The organism is Microbispora sp. NBRC 16548 (genome assembly GCF_030268985.1).
Lineage (GTDB): Bacteria > Actinomycetota > Actinomycetes > Streptosporangiales > Streptosporangiaceae > Microbispora > Microbispora catharanthi.
Genome location: NZ_BSSF01000009.1, coordinates 200635 through 218805, shown reverse-complemented (window position 1 = coordinate 218805; position 18171 = coordinate 200635). Strand labels below are relative to the sequence as shown.

The 18171-nt window shown below is 68.9% G+C and carries 19 protein-coding genes; 10 read left to right on the top strand and 9 right to left on the bottom strand.

Annotated elements, in window-relative coordinates:
- Positions 1-581 precede the first annotated feature (581 nt).
- Complete coding sequence (locus tag QSK36_RS25500) at positions 582-812, top strand: hypothetical protein (RefSeq protein ID WP_285784132.1); 231 nt, start codon at positions 582-584, stop codon at positions 810-812.
- A gap of 405 nt (positions 813-1217) precedes the next feature.
- A complete protein-coding gene (locus QSK36_RS25495) occupies positions 1218-2963 on the top strand; it encodes a glucuronyl esterase domain-containing protein (protein WP_285784131.1) in 1746 nt (581 codons plus the stop codon).
- A 147-nt stretch (positions 2964-3110) separates the two neighbouring features.
- Here QSK36_RS25495 and QSK36_RS25490 read toward each other — a convergent pair whose 3' ends face one another.
- Entirely contained in the window at positions 3111-3290 is a 180-nt protein-coding gene (locus tag QSK36_RS25490) for a hypothetical protein (protein WP_139577483.1), read from the bottom strand.
- A gap of 80 nt (positions 3291-3370) precedes the next feature.
- On the opposite strand from QSK36_RS25490, the gene QSK36_RS25485 reads away from it, so the two are divergent.
- On the top strand, positions 3371-3838 hold the full coding sequence (locus QSK36_RS25485; RefSeq protein ID WP_139577482.1) for a MarR family winged helix-turn-helix transcriptional regulator: 468 nt from the start codon (positions 3371-3373) through the stop codon (positions 3836-3838).
- Between the two features lie 33 nt (positions 3839-3871).
- Here the strand turns inward: QSK36_RS25485 and QSK36_RS25480 are convergent, their stop codons facing one another.
- The 3 genes from QSK36_RS25480 to QSK36_RS25470 form a co-directional block, all read right to left on the bottom strand.
- Positions 3872-4273, bottom strand: a complete 402-nt coding sequence (locus QSK36_RS25480; protein WP_285784130.1) for an NUDIX hydrolase — start codon at positions 4271-4273, stop codon at positions 3872-3874.
- Between the two features lie 184 nt (positions 4274-4457).
- Complete coding sequence (locus QSK36_RS25475) at positions 4458-5000, bottom strand: P-loop nucleotide/nucleoside kinase family protein (RefSeq protein WP_285784129.1); 543 nt, start codon at positions 4998-5000, stop codon at positions 4458-4460.
- A 43-nt stretch (positions 5001-5043) separates the two neighbouring features.
- Complete coding sequence (locus QSK36_RS25470; RefSeq protein ID WP_182900548.1) at positions 5044-5511, bottom strand: MarR family winged helix-turn-helix transcriptional regulator; 468 nt, start codon at positions 5509-5511, stop codon at positions 5044-5046.
- Between the two features lie 85 nt (positions 5512-5596).
- On the opposite strand from QSK36_RS25470, the gene QSK36_RS25465 reads away from it, so the two are divergent.
- Both QSK36_RS25465 and QSK36_RS25460 read left to right on the top strand, forming a co-directional pair.
- Entirely contained in the window at positions 5597-6157 is a 561-nt protein-coding gene (locus tag QSK36_RS25465) for an NADPH-dependent FMN reductase (RefSeq protein WP_182900547.1), read from the top strand.
- Positions 6158-6212: 55 nt separating this feature from the next.
- Positions 6213-6956, top strand: coding sequence for an SDR family NAD(P)-dependent oxidoreductase (locus QSK36_RS25460; RefSeq protein ID WP_285784128.1), 744 nt, complete (start codon positions 6213-6215; stop codon positions 6954-6956).
- Positions 6957-7090: 134 nt separating this feature from the next.
- On the opposite strand, the gene QSK36_RS25455 is transcribed toward QSK36_RS25460, so the two are convergent.
- Positions 7091-7909 (bottom strand): collagen-like domain-containing protein, encoded by an 819-nt coding sequence (locus QSK36_RS25455; protein ID WP_285784127.1) that lies wholly within the window; start codon positions 7907-7909, stop codon positions 7091-7093.
- A 165-nt stretch (positions 7910-8074) separates the two neighbouring features.
- Entirely contained in the window at positions 8075-9340 is a 1266-nt protein-coding gene (locus tag QSK36_RS25450) for a Gfo/Idh/MocA family protein (protein ID WP_285784126.1), read from the bottom strand.
- 74 nt (positions 9341-9414) lie between these two features.
- On the opposite strand from QSK36_RS25450, the gene QSK36_RS25445 reads away from it, so the two are divergent.
- The 4 genes from QSK36_RS25445 to QSK36_RS25430 all read left to right on the top strand — a co-directional run bounded on the left by QSK36_RS25445 (position 9415) and on the right by QSK36_RS25430 (position 13721).
- Entirely contained in the window at positions 9415-10542 is a 1128-nt protein-coding gene (locus tag QSK36_RS25445; RefSeq protein ID WP_285784125.1) for an ROK family transcriptional regulator, read from the top strand.
- A 108-nt stretch (positions 10543-10650) separates the two neighbouring features.
- Positions 10651-11904, top strand: a complete 1254-nt coding sequence (locus QSK36_RS25440) for an ABC transporter substrate-binding protein (protein WP_285784124.1) — start codon at positions 10651-10653, stop codon at positions 11902-11904.
- A 1-nt stretch (position 11905) separates the two neighbouring features.
- Positions 11906-12853, top strand: coding sequence for a carbohydrate ABC transporter permease (locus QSK36_RS25435; protein WP_285784123.1), 948 nt, complete (start codon positions 11906-11908; stop codon positions 12851-12853).
- A 52-nt stretch (positions 12854-12905) separates the two neighbouring features.
- Positions 12906-13721: a carbohydrate ABC transporter permease gene (locus QSK36_RS25430; RefSeq protein WP_285784122.1), complete on the top strand. Its 816-nt coding sequence runs from the start codon at positions 12906-12908 to the stop codon at positions 13719-13721.
- A gap of 72 nt (positions 13722-13793) precedes the next feature.
- Here QSK36_RS25430 and QSK36_RS25425 read toward each other — a convergent pair whose 3' ends face one another.
- Both QSK36_RS25425 and QSK36_RS25420 read right to left on the bottom strand, forming a co-directional pair.
- Positions 13794-14672: a polysaccharide deacetylase family protein gene (locus QSK36_RS25425; RefSeq protein ID WP_285784121.1), complete on the bottom strand. Its 879-nt coding sequence runs from the start codon at positions 14670-14672 to the stop codon at positions 13794-13796.
- A 15-nt stretch (positions 14673-14687) separates the two neighbouring features.
- Complete coding sequence (locus QSK36_RS25420) at positions 14688-14873, bottom strand: hypothetical protein (RefSeq protein WP_285784120.1); 186 nt, start codon at positions 14871-14873, stop codon at positions 14688-14690.
- Positions 14874-14973: 100 nt separating this feature from the next.
- On the opposite strand from QSK36_RS25420, the gene QSK36_RS25415 reads away from it, so the two are divergent.
- Entirely contained in the window at positions 14974-16803 is a 1830-nt protein-coding gene (locus tag QSK36_RS25415; protein WP_285784119.1) for an ABC transporter ATP-binding protein, read from the top strand.
- Between the two features lie 81 nt (positions 16804-16884).
- Here the strand turns inward: QSK36_RS25415 and QSK36_RS25410 are convergent, their stop codons facing one another.
- Positions 16885-17901, bottom strand: a complete 1017-nt coding sequence (locus QSK36_RS25410; protein WP_285784118.1) for a LacI family DNA-binding transcriptional regulator — start codon at positions 17899-17901, stop codon at positions 16885-16887.
- Positions 17902-18171: the final 270 nt, after the last annotated feature.

Here is an 18171-nt window from a genome sequence, read left to right as displayed (position 1 = left end):
CAGGCGGACGGACTTTTCGATCTTTGTAAGATTTCTCTCATAATGTTGACAAGCCCTGTCAATTCACCAACCGGATGGTTCGGTTGCGCCATTTCCGCTGCTTCGGCGTGGTTGGCGAAAGGATTTCCGGAGATTTCGTGCCCGGAGAGAAGAAGTCGCGTGGGCGAAGAGCACATTCAGGGTCGAGGAGGACGGCCGGTGTCGGCCCCTGGAACTGCCGGAGAACTTTCGGAAGTGCGGGAAACCGGGGAGTCCACTCCCGAACTGTCGAATTTACAGCTCCACCGACTGTATTTCGGCCAGGCCAAAAGAGAGGCGCGGCTCAATAGCCGGACGCGGCTCAATGGCGAGATTTGGCGTCGTCGGCGACGACTCGGGCGCACCGGGTCGGACCGTTCGTGATCCGGTTCGACGAGCACGACGACGCCCTCTGGTTCACGGGTCGCTCTCGTGACCGGCGACCAGGATCTCTGGCAGGTCCATCTCCCTCCGCTGGAGAACCGCACCGCGGCGGAGATCGGCGAGCCCGGCCGTAGGCGAACCGCCGGTGACGAATCCGGAGAACCTGGGAGACTCGGGCCATGAACACGGCCGCCGGGCGGGCTCTCGCGTTGGCGGGAACGGGATTGGGACTTCTCGCCGGCTTCGGCGCGATGATCCGGGGGCTCTTCGATGACGGGCCCGTCTTGGTACGCGTCGGGTTCTTCGCCTTCGGCGCGCTGCTCTTCCAGCACCTCGGACGCGGCCTGATACGGGAGTGGCGGCGGCCCGGGCCGCCGCCCTCCGGTTCGGGCGAGACAGGCGAAGAGTGAGAGCGGCCACGCCTCGGTGTCCTGTGCGGTGAGTTCCGGCGTCGGCCGGTCGCTCACTACGGCGCGGCCGTTGTGAAACTTTCGTGGATTTTTCGGAAAAACCTCTGCGGCAATAGCGGTAATCCTGCCGCGATCAGCGCTGTCATCCTCCTCGTTGGCGTGGGTCGAACCCCCTCCGATTTGGGCCTTGCGGTGGCTGCAACGTTTCGGTGATGCTGCGAAAACATTCACCTCCCATTCGGCCTGCGGTTCTCTCCGGACCCGTGACAGGTCCGGAACCCCTCAGGAGGAAGGACGCACAATCGTGAAAGGTCTCAAGGTCTCGGCGGCAACACTGACGAACCCGGTGCAGGCCGGGCCCGCGCTCTCCATCCATGCCGGTCGGCCCTCCCGCGGGGGCGGACGATGACCGGCGACGTCACTTCCGGCGGCGGGAGCCGCGCCCCGGGCGTCCGCCGCGCGCTCGTCATCGGCGCCGTCGCGGCACTTTCGCTGGGTCTCGCGGTGTTCGAGATCCCCGGTGCGAACGCCGGTGTGGGCGCAGTCGTCGGGACCGGGACGGCGCAGGCGGCCGCCGCCGGCGTCGAGGACGAGGGCGCCGACTGCGCGGTGTCCGACCTGGGAACTCTGACGGCCAACTCCAGGCTTCCCGATCCCTTCAAGAAGATCAACGGGCAGCGCGTCACCTCCAAGTCGGAGTGGCGGTGCCGCCGCGAAGAGATCAAGAAGCTGGCCGAGCGGTATGTCTACGGTGAGAAGCACGGCAAGCCGGCCGGCGTCACCGGGACGGTCTCGAGAACCGGCATCACGGTCAACGTGTCGGACAGCGGCAGGAGCGCGAGCTTCTCGGCGAGCGTGGACCTGCCGAGTGGCACCGGGCCGTTCCCGGCCGTCATCGTCTACGGAGGATTCGGCGCCGACACGGCCACCATCAAGGCGAGCGGTGCCGCCGTCATCAGCTACGACCCCTATACGGTCGGCAAGGAGGGCACGGCCCGCAACAACAAGCAGGGTGCCTACTACAGCATCTACGGCTCTTCGAGCAGCACCGGACTGCTCGCCGCCTGGGCCTGGGGCGTGAGCCGCATCATCGACGTCATCGAGCAGTCGGGTGGCAGCATCCTCAAGGCGGATGCGACCGGCGTCACGGGCTGCTCCCGGTTCGGGAAGGGCGCCTTCACGGCCGGAGTGTTCGACCAGCGCATCGCGTTGACCATGCCGATCGAGTCGGGCAGCGCCGGCGTTCCCATCTTCCGCGGCATCGCCCAGGAGTCCGGCGCGCAGCCGCTGAGCAGCGCCTACTCCGAGCAGCCGTGGCTGGGAGACGCGTTCAGCTCCTTCACCGGCAACCCCGGCCAACTGCCGGTGGACACCCACGAGATGGTGGGCATGGTCGCCCCGCGCGGCCTGTTCATCATGGAGAACCCGCACGTCGACTGGCTGGGCGCCCAGTCGGGCAGCGTGGCCGCGCTGGCCGGAGCCGAGATCTACAAGGCGCTCGGCGCGGGAGACAACATCAGCTACTGGTCCGACGTACAGGACGGCACCCACTGCGCCACCCGGTCCGAATGGCGCACCCCGCTGCAGCAGAACATCCAGAAGTTCCTGCTGAAGACGGGCAACGCCCCCGCCGTGTTCCGGGTCTCGTCCAAGAAGTCCGGCAATTTGTCGCAGTGGAGAGACTGGGCGACCCCGGTCCTGACCGACTCCAGCCCGTCTCCCAGCCCGTCTCCCAGCCCGAGCCCGAGCTCCTCGCCGAGCCCGCCGGTGAGCCCGAGCCCCTCGCCCAGCGGGAGCCCGAACACCAGCCCGAGCCCGCCGGTGAGCCCGAGCCCCTCGCCGTCCGGCGGGGTGAGCGGCGCGTGCTCGGCGACGTTCCGGCTGGTCAACTCCTGGTCCGGCGGCTGGCAGGGCGAGGTCACGGTGCGCGCGGGGAACTCCGCCGTCAACGGCTGGACCGTGAACTGGACCTGGCCCGGTTCGCAGACCATCAGCCAGATATGGGGAGGCGTACGGTCGGGCTCCGGCTCGAACGTCACGGTGCGCAACGAGTCGTGGAACGGCTCGGTCGCACCGAACGGGAGCACGACCTTCGGCTTCATCGCCGGAGGGTCCTCGGCCACCCCGACGGCCACCTGCACCAGTCCGTGACCACCGGATGATCGGACCCTGATGACCGGGGCCCGCGGCGGCCGCGCCGCGGGCCCTCGGCATGTTCGCGCCGGGCACGACGGCTCGTGATACCGCCGGATCGTCGCCGCCGGAGTCGGCTGACTCCCGCAGCGGGCGCCGCTTCGGTCAGTGACCGAAAATCATGACGATGCCGACGATGACGAAGTGGATGAGCACCGCGAACACCAGGACGCTGGCGAATATCCACTTGGCGGGGCCGTGCTCGAAGTGCTTGCTCTCCTTCATCGGCGGGCGCTGGGCGACGCGGTCGGCGATGCGCTCTTCGAGACTCTTCCTACGGGCCATGACACTTCCTGTGTTCTCGCCGCTGATTAGTGCACTAACAGTTAGTGTACTAATCGTTTAGCATGGCAGTGGAGGTGCACATGAGTGACGTTGGCGACATCGTCGACCCGCTGGCCCTGGAGAACCAGGTCTGCTTCGCCCTGGCGGTCGCCTCACGGTCGGTCATCGGCCTCTATCGGCCCCTGCTCGAACCGATGGGCCTGACCCACCCGCAATATCTGGTGATGCTGGCCCTGTGGCAGTACGCGCCGTTGTCGGTCAAGGACCTCAGCCGGCTGCTGCAGTTGGAGCCGGCCACGCTGTCGCCGTTGCTCAAGCGCCTGGAGACCGCCGGCCTCGTCGAGCGCCGCCGCGCCAGCGACGACGAGCGTTCCCTGGCGATCGTGCTGACAGGCGAGGGACGCGCGCTGCGTCAGCAGGCCGAGAAGGTGCCCGTGGCGATCGTCGAGCGGCTGGGGATGGAGCTGACCGAGCTGCAGAGTCTGCACCAGGCGCTGACCCGGGTGATCGGCGCGGCCAACGGCGCCCACCTCGCCGGACAGCGGTAGAACCCACACCTCGGGGCAGTGGGTGTTGCCGAGTCAGTGAAGTTGTCCGGTCTGGTGTAGGTGATCGAAGATGATCTGGTCGACCGGAGACACGCGGTCGCGGTCGGCGTAGGTCAGCCAGGTGATCTCTTCGATCTCGCTGCTGGGTGTCGGCACTCCAAGGTGGTCGGCGGTGTAGCAGGTCATCCGCACGATGATGCCGTCGGCGTGGCCGTGCGCCTGGGCCTGGTAGGTGCCCACGTGGGTGGCGGTGGCGGGGATGATCGTGATGGAGAGTTCCTCGTCGATCTCGCGGATCAGGGTGTCGAGGTCGGTTTCGCCGGGCTCCCGTTTGCCGCCGGGGATGTAGTAGGCGTTCTTGCCCCGTGATCGGGTGCTGAGGATCTTGCCGTTGTCCAGGTGGATCCAGGCGATCTTGTCGATGGTGTTGTTCACCGGGTGCTCCTGTAGCCGGGCGCGGAGGGATGGGTCAGGCGGCCAGGTCGTCAGGGCGTTCGAGGAGTTTCCCATTGGTGAGGACCGCTCCGGCACGGACGAGGGCGACCACGCGACCACATCGGGTGACCTGGGAAGGTGCCCCCTTCCCGGAAGATCCACTGGTTTCGATCATTGCTCGGGCTCATTCCTGGGGTATGACCCGCTCTCCTTCACCCACGGGCTCCTCGAAGCCCGCCAGGTATGACCGCAGAAGATCCTCAGAGACCGTGACGCGGTTCGGCCCACGCCGGGCGTTGCGCGCCGCGAGCCGCCGGCGCAGAGTCTCCGGGTTCGCTTTCAGGTAGACGAGCTCCCACCGATACCCGTGACTCTCGATCAGAGACTTGTACCGGTCGCGCGTCGCGCGCCGCCAGAAGCTGTAGTCCAGGACCACCCTCCGGCCTGCCCGCATCAGGCGCACAAGCTCCTGCCGTAAGGCCTCCTCGGCACGGGCTTGGTGGTCCTCGTACTCCTTCGGGTCGAGATGGCCGCCGTCGCGCCCGAGTAGTGCCCAGACGGCCTCGTCGATGGACAGCCGGATGTAGCCGCGCTGCTCCAGCTCCTGTGCGTAGGTCGTCTTGCCCGAACCCGCGATGCCGCACATCATCACGACGCGCCGCTCCGTCTCGTCCTGAAGCCGAGGGGCGGGACGCCCTGATCCAAGGTCGTCAGGAATGTCGGCCATGTCCCGACCGTACGTCGCCGGGCTCGGTCTGCCGCCCACCGCGTCAGGCGTTGCCCGCGACGTTCTGGATCGCACGGGCGAGGCGGGCAAGATCGACGCCTTCGAGGTGGTCGAGAAAGTGCCGACGTACGCTGGCCAGGTTGCTCGGCCACGCCTGTTCCAGGCGGGCGAGGCCGGCGTCGGTGAGGACGGCGTTCAACCCGCGGGCGTCGTCGTCGCACCTGACCCGTTCGACCAGGCCCTGCCGCTCCAGGACGGTGACGATGCGGGTCATCCCGCTCAGGGAGAGCTCGCAGGCGACCGCGAGTTCGCCCATCCTCATCCGCCGCTGCGGCGCCTCCGACAACCGCATCAGGGCGGTCCACTCAATGAGCGGCAACTGTTGTTCGCGCACCATGTCGGCGTCGATCGCGCGGGGCAGCGCGTAGATCAGGCGAGGCAGCGCGCGGATCAACGCCTCCTCGTCAGCGGTCAGCGGCTGCGCCGGCGGCACCGGCTGCGATGTGGTCATGGCCACATTCTACTTGCTTCACGAACGAAGTATCCATATTCTTTCTTCGCGAAGCAATCATTTTCTCGCAGGAGTGGAGATCGTCATGACCAGAATCGGGATCATCCTCGGCAGCACCCGGCCCGGACGCAACGGGGAGGCCGTCGCCCGCTGGGTGCACCAGATCGCCGCCCAGCGGACCGACGCGGAGTTCGAGCTCGTCGACCTGCTCGACTACAAACTCCCTCACCTCGATGAGGCGCTGCCGCCGTCGCTGGGCCAGTACACGCAGCCGCACACCAAGGCGTGGGCCGACAAGATCGCCTCGTTCGACGGGTTCGTCATGGTGACGCCGGAATACAACCACTCGACCTCGGGCGCGCTGAAGAACGCCATCGACTTCCTGTACGGCGAGTGGAACAACAAAGCCGTCGGTTTCGTCAGCTACGGCTCGGTCGGCGGCACCCGTGCGGTGGAACACCTGCGCCTGATCGCTGGTGAGCTCCAGATGGCCGACGTGCGGGCCCAGGTGGCGCTGTCGCTCTTCACCGACTTCAGGGAGTTCAGCGTGTTCACGCCCAACGAATTCCAGGTCGAGTCGCTCACCGCGATGTTGGACCAGGTCGTGGCGTGGAGCACGGCACTCGCGCCGATGCGCGCCCGCTGAGTTCGCGCGAAACACAGGGATCAGGAGGAACTCCATGGGAACGCTTGACGGCAAGGTGGTGCTGATCACCGGCACTGCCGGAGGTCAGGGCCGGGTCGCGTCGCTGGTCTTCGCGCGAGAAGGCGCGAAGGTCGTCGGGTGCGACATCCAGGTCGATGCCAACAACGAGACGGTGGAACTCGTCCGTCGCGCCGGAGGTGACATGACGGGCATCGCGCCCATCGACCTCACCGACCCGGAACAGGCGCGGCAGCTGGTCGAGGACGCGATGGCGGCCTACGGCGGGCTCGACGTCGTCTATAACAACGCGGCCATGCCCCGCTTCGGGCCAATGCCCGATTTCTCGGTCGAGGACTGGCGGGTGACCATCGCGGGCGAACTCGACATTCCTTTCTTCGTGTCGAAGTTCGCATGGCCTCACCTGGTCCGGCGGGGTGGCGGCGTCATCATCAACGTCGCGTCCATGGCCGGCATGATCGCCGGTGAGGTTCCCCCGATGGTTGCGCACAGCGCGGCGAACGCCGGGGTCATCGGCATGACCCGGCAATTCGCGCTCGAAGGTGCGCGCCACGGGATCCGCGCGGTGGCGATCAGCCCCGGGCCGGTCCTCACCCCGGCCAGTGACCGCGATCTCGGCGACGACCAAGCGGCCAGGGACGCGATAACCCGCAAGACGCTCCTCAAGCGCTTCGCCCGGCCAGAGGAGATCGTCGAGCTGGCGGCCTTCCTCGCCTCCGACCGGGCGGCGTACATCACGGGCGCCAACTACGCGGCTGACGGCGGCGCGACCGCCTGGTAGCGCCACCGAATCGCTCTGCCGCCCGGCCGCCGGGCGGCAGAGGCATGAGCGGCAGGGGGCGTCGAACCTAGAAGCTCGGGCACGTGACTGTGCGGTGGCGGTTCACGCGTGCACCGCACAGCCCTGAGGTGCCCCTAGCTCCCCATACAGATCACGTAGATGGTGCCGCTGACGCTCTTGCCGTAGAGCCTCCAGCCGACCGCCTTGCCGTTGACGAGGTACGGCGCGTTCGTGGTGATGTTGGGCACGCTCGCACCGCCGCCGGCGATGAAGCCGCCGCCCGTGGCGACCATGTCGTCCGGGCACATGAGCTCGTCGCTGCCGCCGTTGGCCGGCAGGTAGAGGGAGTCCGCTTTGGTGATGACATTGGCGGATCCACCCCCGGAGCCTGCGGGGCCCGCGGGTCCGGCCGGACCCGCGGGACCACGCGCGCCGGTCTCGCCCTTGTCCCCCTTCGGGCCCTGGGGACCCGCGAGGCCGCGCTCGCCCTTGTCGCCCTTCGGACCCTGGGCACCGGTCTCGCCCTTGTCCCCCTTCGGGCCCTGCGGACCGGCGGGACCACGCTCGCCGTCCTTGCCAGGAGCACCGTCCTTGCCGGGCTCACCCTTGGGACCTGTGGCGCCGGTGTCGCCCTTCGGGCCCTGCGGGCCGCGAATGCCCTGGGGGCCGCGCAGCCCCTGGGGACCGGCAGGACCCTGCGGGCCGGCGCCGCCGATGCCCACCGGACCCTGCGGACCGGTCCTGTTCCACGACACCTTGGTCTCGGCCGGCTTGCACGTCGTCGTCGCGTTCACCAGGCGCATATACCGCGTGCTCTTGTTCACACACGCGTACAGCGGCGCGTCACTCGCCGACGAAGCGGTGGCCGCGCCACCGAGGACCAGGAACGACCCGACCAGGGCACCGGCCGTCACGAGGCCGATGCTCCGCCCGCCCGGCAACTTGATAGCCACGGACTTCCCTCTCTGAGGCATTAGGGGCGACTGACGCGCAAGAGGCGCGAGTGATACACGTCCGAGCGGAAGCGGCGGTTGTCCTCCCGTAGATCACGTATGCGCATCACCGCTCCATGTCAGCCGCCTTGGTCAGAAGTCACCCGAACCCGTTGCGGCGGGGATTCACAGGGTCACGACGGTGCCGGTGAGACGGGCCTGTTCGGCGGCCCACACCACACGATGAGTCATCAGGCTCTCGTCCGCGTCCGACCGCAGCAGGCCGGCGTCGCCCGAGGCCACTGCGGCGAGGAAGGCGTCCGTGAGGCCCTCGTCGCCGCCCCCGTGCCCGTCGGCCGCCGACGGGCCCTGAATCTCGGACGTCGCATCATCGGCGTCCACGGTGATCGTCTCCTCGGCGCCGGTGCGGAAGTCGACCAGGCGCAATGTGCGGCCGTCGCCGTCCACGTAGCCGTGCGTCCCGAACAGCCGCGTCCGCCGGTGCTCCATCGGACTGAACGCGCTCATCGTGAACGAGCACGTCGCGCCGTCGTCGAACTCCATCAGGACCTCCTGATGATCTACGACGTCGTTGTCGCACGCGTACACGCACCGCCCGTACGGCCCCGTGCGCAGCGCTTCCCGCACGTCCGCCTCGGTGCGCCCGGGCGTGACGGCCGACAGCGGCCAGAACTCGCTCGACGGATCCCCGAGGCACCCCAGGTAGAGCCGGGGCGCCGAGTAGGGGCACGACGGCTCGATCGGGCAGTCGAGGCACCTGTCGGCGGCCCCGGCGGGCCGGTCCTCGGGACGGAAGTGCGAGAGGGAGCCGAACGACGAGACGCGGGCGGGCGGCCGGCCGAAGAGGTGGACGAGCCAGTCGATGTCGTGGCACGCCTTGGCCAGCAGCATCGGAGCGGAGGTGTCCTGCCGCCGCCAGTGCCCGCGGACGAACGAGTGCGCCTGATGCCACCACCCCACGGGCTCCAGGTGCTGGACGTTGACGAGCCGCCCGATCCGCCCGTCCTCCAGCAGCCCGCGCATCGCCCGCGTGTAGGACGTGTACCGCAGCACGTGGCAGACCGCGAGCATGATGCCGTTGCGCCTGGCCGCGTCGGCGATCCTGGTCGCCTCCTGCTCGGTCGTGGACATCGGCTTCTCCAGGAGAATGTGGTAACCGAGGTCCGCCAGCGCCACCGCCGGTTCGGTGTGCAACCGGTCGTGCGTGGCGACGACCGCCGCGTCGGCGACCCGGCCGCCCGCCGCCAGGTCCTCCCAGCCGGCGTGCGCCCGATCCGGCGCGATCCCGAACTCCTCCACGAAGATGGCACGCCGGAGGGGATCGGGATCGGCCACCGCCACCACGCGGCCGGCGCCCGTGTGGTGCGCGCGGCGCGCGTAGGTCAGCCCTCGCAGGCCTCCGCCGACGACGGCTAAAGTCACCTCAGTCATGGAACCTTCCCCGAATCAATATCATGGAGAGCATCATTATTCGTCCCGGAAAAGTCGACGGCAAGGGGGGCTCGATGGCTGGGGAGCCGAGCGGCGGTGACCTGTCACGGCTCAGGCAGCTCAACTCGCTTGCCGTGATCAAGGCGTTGCAGGGCGGGACGTCGCTCACGCTCACCGAGGTGGCCAAGCACACCGGGCTGTCGCGGGCCTCCACCGAGGACGTGGTCCGCGAGCTGCTGCAGAAGGGCTGGCTGACCGAGGCGGAACCCACCGCGGGCGGCGTGGGCCGCCCGGCCAGGCGCTACCGGTTCAGGGCGGAGGCGGGGCGGGTGCTCGGCATCGACATCGGCGGGCACAACGTCCGCGCGGTCGTCGCCGACCTGGACGGCACCGTGCAGAACACCGCCCGCGTCCCCGTCACGCCCGAGATGGGCCGGGCCGAGCGCCTGGAGGCGGTCGACCGCGCGGTGACCGAGTGCCTGGAAACGGCGGGCCTGACCGGCGGCGACGTGTGGGCCTCGGGCGTCGGCACCACCGGCCTGGTGGACGGCGTCGGCAGGGTGGTGCTCTCGGAGGCGCTGCCCGAGTGGACCGGAGTCGATCTGGCCGCCCACGTGCGCCGGCTCGCTCCCGCCCCGGTGCTCGTCGAGAACGACAGCAGGCTCGCCGCGCTGGCCGAGTGCTGGCGCGGCGTGGCGCGCTACGCCAAGGACATGGTGTTCCTGCTGGCCGGCCTGCGTACGGGCGCGGGCCTGGTCATCGACGGCAAGCTGCACAAGGGGTTCGCCAACGCCTCGGGCGAGATCGGCGCGCTGCCGGTGCTCGGCTGGATCCGCGCGCAGGAGCACCTGAGCGGCGCCAGCGGCGAGGCGGGCGACGTGTTCGCCGCGGCCAGGGCCGGCGACAGGGCCGCGGCCGCGGCCGTGCGCCGCTACGTCAGGGATCTGGCGCTCGGCACGTCCGCGCTGGTCCTGGCGCTCGACCCGCAGATGGTCGTGGTCGGCGGCGGCTTCTCGCGCTCGGCCGACGTGCTCATCGATCCGCTCAGGCGCGAGCTCGACCGCTGGTGCATCCGCACCCCCGAGGTGCGCATGTCGGCGCTCGGCGAGGAGGGCGTGGTGCTCGGCGCCGTACGGCTGGCCCTCGACGACGTCGAGGACCGCGTGCTCGACGGCCGCACCCCGCTCTTGAGTCAGCCGTGAGCTCGTGAGCCGCCCCTAACCTCGTGAGCCATCTGTAACACAGCCACCCTTGAACAAAATTTCACAGGACTCCATGATTACTCCCACGTTCTAGGAGAGGACCGGGAGATGTGGAAGTCGGCACGACGCGGTGCTGCGCTCCTCTGCGCGGCGCTGCTCGCCTCCGCGTGCGGGGGCGGTGAGCAGGCCGGCTCCGGCGCGCAGTCGCAGGAGAAGGTGACGCTGTCCTACGGAGTCTGGGACGCGACCCAGCAGAGCGCGATGCAGGAGCTGGCGGCGGAGTTCACCAGGACGCATCCGAACATCGCCGTCGACGTCCAGCTGACGCCGTGGGCCGACTACTGGACCAAGCTCAAGGCCGCGGCGAGCGGCGGGGCGGCGCCCGACGTCTTCTGGATGAACGGCCCCAACTTCCAGCTCTACGCCTCCAACGGCGTGATCAAGCCGATCGAGGAGCAGGTCGACACGTCGGTCTACCCCAAGGCGCTGGTCGACCTCTACACGTACGACGGCAAGCTGTACGGCCTGCCGAAGGACATGGACACGGTCGGCGTCTGGTACAACAAGACGCTCTTCGACGCCGCCAAGGTGAAATACCCGGCCGACGGCTGGACCTGGGCCGACTTCAAGGAGGCGGCCGCCAAGCTCACCGACCCGGACAAGGGCGTCTACGCCATCGGAGCCGAGCTCACGAGTTTCCAGGAATACCAGTACAACACCATCTACCAGGCCGGCGGCTACGTGATCTCTCCGGACGGCGGGAAGTCCGGCTACGACGACCCCAAGACCATCGAGGGCCTGAAGTTCTGGACGGACCTGATCGCCGCCAGGCAGTCGCCGGACCTCAAGACCATGACCGACACCGCTCCGCTCCAGCTCTTCGAGGCCGGCAAACTGGCGATGTACTGGGGCGGCTCCTGGGACGTGGCCGAGTTCACCAAGAACGACTACACCAAGGACAAGGTGGACGTCGCCCCGCTGCCGAAGGGTGAGAAGCAGGCCACGATCATCCACGGCGTCGCCAACGTGATGTCGGCCAAGACCGAGCACCCGGCGCAGGCGTGGGAGTTCGTCAGGTTCCTCGGCTCCAAGCCGGCCGCCGACATCCTCGGCAAGAAGGGCCCGATCCCGGCCTACAACGGCACCCAGAGCGCCTGGGTGGGCGCCCATCCCGAGCTGAAGCTGCAGGTCTTCCTCGACGCCGTCGCGTACGCGGTGCCGTACCCCGTCTCCAAGAACACCGCGGCCTGGCAGGAGGCGGAGCTCACCAACCTCACCAAGGCGTGGACCGGTGAGGTGCCCATCGAGAAGGCGGCCGCGGACCTGGCGGCCGGCATGAACGACCTGCTGGCCAAGGAGTGACGTGACCACCACCGCCGGATCGCGGGCCGTACGGGCGGCCCGGGTGGAGAAGGCGCGGCGGCCCCGCGCCGAGGCGCTGTGGGGGTATGCGTTCATCGCCCCCACAGGCCTCGGCCTGGCCGTCTTCTACCTGTGGCCCGTCCTGCAGACCGCCTACTTCTCCTTCACGGAGTGGGGGGCGTTCGGCGGGCACACCTGGACGGGGCTCGACAACTACACCCGGCTCCTCGGCGATCCCGAGGTGGGGCGGGCGATGCTCAACACGCTCGCGTACACCGCCCTCGGCCTGATCGGGATCCCGCTCGCGATCGTGTTCGCGGCGCTGCTCAACCGGCCGGGGCTGCGGGGCGTGAGCGTGTACCGCACCGCGTTCTTCCTGCCCGTGGTCACCATGCCGGTCGCGGTCGCGATGCTCTGGCGCTGGCTCTACAACGGCGACTACGGCCTGGTCAACCAGGTGCTCGCGACGGTCGGCAGCGACGGGCCCAACTGGATCGCCGATCCGGCCACGGCGATGTACGCGCTGGTCGTCGTGGGCATCTGGAGCAGCATCGGCTACAACCTGATCATCTTCCTGGCCGGCATGCAGGCCATCCCGAAGGAGCTGTACGAGGCGGCCTCCCTCGACGGGGCGGGGCGGGTCAGGCAGTTCTTCTCGATCACGCTGCCGATGTTGTCGCCGACCGCGTTCTTCGTCTCGATCGTCTCGGTGATCGGCTCGCTGCAGCTTTTCGACCTCGTCTTCGTGATGACCGGGTCGGGCCAGTCGGCGCGGGCCAACCCGGCGTACGGGCGGCTCCAGACCGTGGTGCAGCTCTTCTACGAGCGGGCCTTCGTCACCAACGACCGCGGCTACGCGGCCGCCATTGTGATCGCGCTGCTCGTGCTCATCGCGGGGCTGACGATCCTGCAGTTCCGGCTCCAGCGGAGGTGGGTGCACTATGTCTGACCACCGCATGTCTGACCACCGCATGTCTGACCACCGCATGTCTGACCACCGCATGTCTGAGCGCCGGGCCTTCGGCGTGCACGCTGTGCTCGTCGCGGCGTCGCTGGCGATGGTGGCGCCGTTCGTGTGGCAGGTCATCACCTCGCTCAAGACGCTCAGCAGCGCCACCCGGGTGCCGCCGACGTTCCTGCCGGAAGGCCGCTGGGACAACTACGCCAAGGTCTTCGACCTGCTGCCGTTCGGCGACCAGTTCGTCAACACGGTCGTCATGGCGGCGGGACGGGTCGCCGGGCAGGTGCTGTTCTGCTCGATGGCCGCCTACGCCTTCGCCCGGCTGCGCTTCCCCGGCAGGAACGTGCTGTTCGGGGTGTTCCTGTCGGTCCTCATGGTGCCGCCGCAGCTCTTCGTGATCCCGCAGTATCAGATCATGTCCTCGCTCGGGTGGCTCAACAGCCTCCAGGCGATCACCGTGCCCGGCTTGTTCAGCGCGTTCGGGGTGTTCCTGCTGCGGCAGTTCTTCCTCGGGCTGCCGCGCGAGCTGGAGGAGGCGGCCCGGCTCGACGGCGCGGGCCCGGTCAGGATCTACTGGTCGATCATGTTGCCGCTGGCCAGACCGGGGCTGGTGGCGCTGTCCGTGCTCGTGCTCCTGTGGGCGTGGAACGACCTGTTCTGGCCGCTGGTGGTCAACACCGATCCGGAGAAGATGACGCTGTCGGCGGGGCTGGCCTCGCTGCAGGGCCAGTATCAGACCGACTACCCGGTCCTCATGGCCGGCTCCCTGATCGCCTCGCTTCCCGTGATCGCCGTCTTCGTGTTCCTGCAGCGACAGTTCATCCAGGGCATCGCCCACACCGGCAGCAAGGGCTGACCCATCGCTCCGGCCGCGGAGCGCGCGGCCACCCCTGAGACGGCCGAGGGCTCCTGCTCGGGACCGGGACGGCTACGCCCGGGGCCGGCGGGCCGTGAAGTCGTTCGCGATGGCGTCGAACGTGGACCACCGGACGCCCTCGTGCTTGTTGATGTGCTCGATGAGGCGCTCCAGCATGAGCAGAACCTGCGGGCGGCCCGAGACGTCCGGGTGGATCGTCATGGTGAAGACGGCGTACTCTGACTCGCGGTAGACCCAGTCGAACTGGTCGCGCCACATCTCCTCGATGTCGCGAGGGTTGACGAAGCCGTGGCTGTTCGGGCTGGTCTTGATGAACATCATCGGCGGCAGGTCGTCGAGGTACCAGCTCGCCGGGATCTCGACGAGGTCGGTCTCGTGCCCGCGCACGAGCGGCTTCATCCACTCGCGGGCGTCCCTGTCGTAGTCGATCTTCGGCCAGGTGTCGCCCACGCGCACGTAGTACGGCTCGAAGTCGCGGTGCATGAGCGAGTGGTCGTACTTGATGCCGCGTTCGAGCAGCAGCTCGTTGGTGACCGGCGAGAACTCCCACCACGGCGCGTCGTACCCCGTCGGGCGCCGGCCGGTGCGCGTCTCGATGAGGTCGATGCAGTAGTCGAGAACGGTGGACTCCTGCTCGCGGCTCATCGCGATCGGGTTCTCGTGGCTGTACCCGTGCACGCCGATCTCGTGTCCGGCGGCCACGACCTGGTCGAACTGCTCGGGAAAGGTCTCGATGGAGTGACCCGGCCAGAACCAGGTCGACGGCAGGTCGTACTTCTTCATCAGGGCGTTGAGCCGCGGCACGCCCACCTCGCCGGCGAACAGACCACGCGAGATGTCGTCCGGGGAGTCCTCACCGCCGTAGGAGCCGAGCCAGCCGCCGACCGCGTCGACGTCGATCCCGAACGCTACGAAGATTTCCTTGGCCACAGCACGTCCTCTCTTCTAGAGGTCCACCCCGCCGCCGTTCCCGTACGTGGGCACGACCGGCCCCTCGGCCACCCGCGTGGACAGCCCTACGACCGTTCCCGCGGACACCGCCTCGGTAATCCACTCCAGCAGGGCGTGGTCGGCGTTGCCGACGCCGGTCCCGCTCGACGCTCCGGTGATCGCGCCGGGTCGAGTGAACACGTCGGTTACTCTCCGTAGCCGGGTGGCGGAAAATCGCTCGCTCTCCAGTGACGCCCTGCGGCAGCATGTCCACGGCGATGTCGGCGTTCGGGGAGGGCTGATGGCTGTGCTCGGGGCGGTCGATGGCGCTGGAAACGGCCCATCCGTACGAAAATCGGCGGTTCTGCTGGTGCTGCGCTATTACTGCGGCGAGCTGAGGCGCCAATGGCGGGTCGCGGTGCCCGCGCTGACGTTGCCGGCCTTGGGGAACATCTGCCTGTTCTACCTGGCGCCGCTGGCGGTGGCCGCGCTCGTGGGGCACCTGTCCGGCGGCGGGGACGGCACCGTCGACGCGCTGCTGCCGTACGTGCTCGGCTTCGGCGCGATGCTGCTGACGGGCGAGGCGCTGTGGCGGGTGGGGCTGCACTTCCTGAACCGCACCGACGCCCGGGGCATCGAGCGGCTCGGCGTGGTGGGCATGGACGAGCTGCTGGCCAAGGACACCGCGTTCTTCCACGACAACTTCGCCGGCTCGCTCACCAAGCGGGTGATCGGCTTCTCCTCCAGGTTCGAGGAATTCGCCGACACGCTCACATTCTCGATCATGGCCAAGCTGATGCCCTTGGCCTTCGCCTCGGTGGTGCTGTGGCGATATCACCCGCTGCTGGTCCTCGTTCTCGTGGGTCTCATCATCGTCACCGGCGTTCTCGTCGCCCCGCTCATCCGCCGCCGCCAGGCGCTGGTCGACGAACGCGAGGCCGCCAGAGTGCTGGTGTCGGGCCACGTCGCCGACGTGCTGACCAACATGGAGACGGTCCGCGCGTTCGCCGCCGAGGACCGCGAAGCCGCCGAACATCGGGTGAGGATCGCCGAGCAGCGCAGGTTGTCCCTCCGCTCCTGGGATTACGGCAACCTCCGGGTGGACACCGTCGTGGCCCCGCTGTCGGTGCTCACCAGCGCCGTGGGCCTGCTCCTCGCCGTGGCGCTCCGCGGCGGCCTCGGTGTGGAGGCCATCGTGGTGACGTTCACCTACTACACGAACACGATCAACATCATGTTCGAGTTCAACCAGATCTACCGGCGCATCGAGAGCGTGCTCACCGAAGCGGCCCAGTTCACCGAGCTGCTCCTCGTGCCGCCGACCGTGGTGGATCCGGTCGATCCGCAGCCCCTGCGCCCGGCCGACGCGAGCGTCCGCTTCGAGCGGGTGAGGTTCGGGTACGCCGGCGGCCCGCCCCTGTTCGACCACCTGGACCTGGACATCCCCAGCGGCGCCAAGATCGGGCTGGTCGGCCAGTCCGGCGGCGGCAAGAGCACGCTCACCCGGCTGTTGCTGCGGCTCATGGACGTGGACGGCGGCAGGATCCTGATCGGCGGCCAGGACATCGCCCGGCTGCGTCAGGCCGACCTGCGCAGCCTCATCGCCTACGTCCCTCAGGAACCCGCCATGTTCCACCGGTCCGTGCGCGACAACCTCGCGTTCGCCCGGCCGGGCGCCACCGACGCCGAGATCCTCCGCGCGGCGCGCGCGGCGCACGTCACGGAGTTCGTGGAGGCCCTGCCGGACGGGTTCGACACCCTGGTCGGCGAGCGCGGCGTCAAGCTCTCCGGCGGCCAGCGGCAACGCATCGCGCTCGCGCGCGCCATCCTGCGCGACGCCCCCATCCTGCTGCTGGACGAGGCGACCAGCGCGCTGGACTCCGAAAGCGAGATCCTCGTCCAGGAAGCCTTGTGGCGCCTGATGCAGGACCGGACCGCACTCGTGGTCGCGCACCGCCTGAGCACCGTCGTCCGCATGGACCGGCTTGTCGTGCTCAACCGGGGACACATCGTGGAGCAGGGCACCCACGGCGAGTTGCTGCAGGCCGAAGGCCCCTACGCCAGGCTCTGGCACCACCAGTCCGGGGGCTTCCTCATCGAGGACGACGCCCCGGACGCACTCCACCGTTGACCGGAGCCCGGGGCCGGCAGCGCGGATTCCACGACCCCGCGGGGTCGCGCGGCGCGCCGTAAGGCGGAGCGGCCGAACCGGTCACGGGAGCGGTACGGTGGTCGACTCCCGGACCACGAGCCGGCAGGGGTGGGCGTGGCGGCCGGGGGAGGGGGAGCCGTTGATGGCGGCCAGGAGCATCTCCGCCGCCGACCGTCCGAGCCCCTCGAGGTTCAGATCGATGCTGGTCAGCGGCGGCTGGCAGGCTTCGGTCATGACGTCCCAGTTGTCGAAGCCGATGAGGGCGACGTCCTGGGGGACCCGGCGGCCGGCGGCCCGCAGCGCGTCGCAGACGCCCCGGGCGATCTGGTCGCTGCCGCAGAAGACGGCGTCGAACTCGGTCCGGCCGGCCAGGAGGATGCCGACGGCTTGGCGGCCCCACACCTCACTCCATCCGCCGAACAGGGGCGGAGCGACCAGGGACAGCCCGTCCTCGGTGAGCCGCTCGGTGGCCGCGGCCGCGCGTACCCGTGCGGAGTTGTGGTGCTCGGGTCCCGTGATGTGGGCGATCCGGGTGCGCCCGACGGCCAGGAGGTGCTCGACCGCCTTGCGGGCGCCGCCCGCCTCGTCCGGGACCACCGAGCAGTCGCCGGGGTCGGCCGAGCTGATGAAGGCGTAGACCACGGGCACGGGCAGGTTGGCGCCGATGGGCGCCCGTGCCTCGGTGCGCCGGCCGGTCACGATCACGCCGTCGACCCGGCGGCTGAGGAGGGTCTTGACGTAGTACTGCTCGCGGATGGGATCGTCGCGCCCGTCACAGAGGAAGACCGACATCTCCCCGGCGCCCAGCGCGTCCTCCGCGCCCATCAGCACGGGGATGCTGAACCGCCCGATCGTGTCCGTCGTGATCATGCCGACCGTGTAGGTGCGGCCAGAGTGCAGGCTCCGGGCACCCGCGTTCGCCTCGAAGCTGAGCTGCCGGGCCGCCTCCCGGACGCGCATGCGGGTCTCCTCCCGCAGCGATCCGCGTCCGTTGAGCGCCTTGGAGGCCGTGCCCACCGACACCCCGGCCAGCGCCGCGACGTCGGCGATCGTGGCATGACGCTCCAGCTTTCCCACGTTTCCTCCACTTTCCTAGGGGGTTGCCTGAGTCCCACTCTATAGGCCGTACGTGCGACTCCGAAGCCCCTGTAACAAGGCGGAAACGGGCTATTGACGGTCTGGAAGCCGGTTGGATACCGTGACGGCAATCGTTTTCCTAGTTTCCTACTGCAGGCGACACGCCCCTGGCTTCTCGCTTCGCAGTCACCAGGGCGGTCCGCCTCGGCGGACTTCCCGCGTCCCTCGCCGTGAGCGGGAAACTCCTCGGCGGCGTGAAGGACGTCCGCT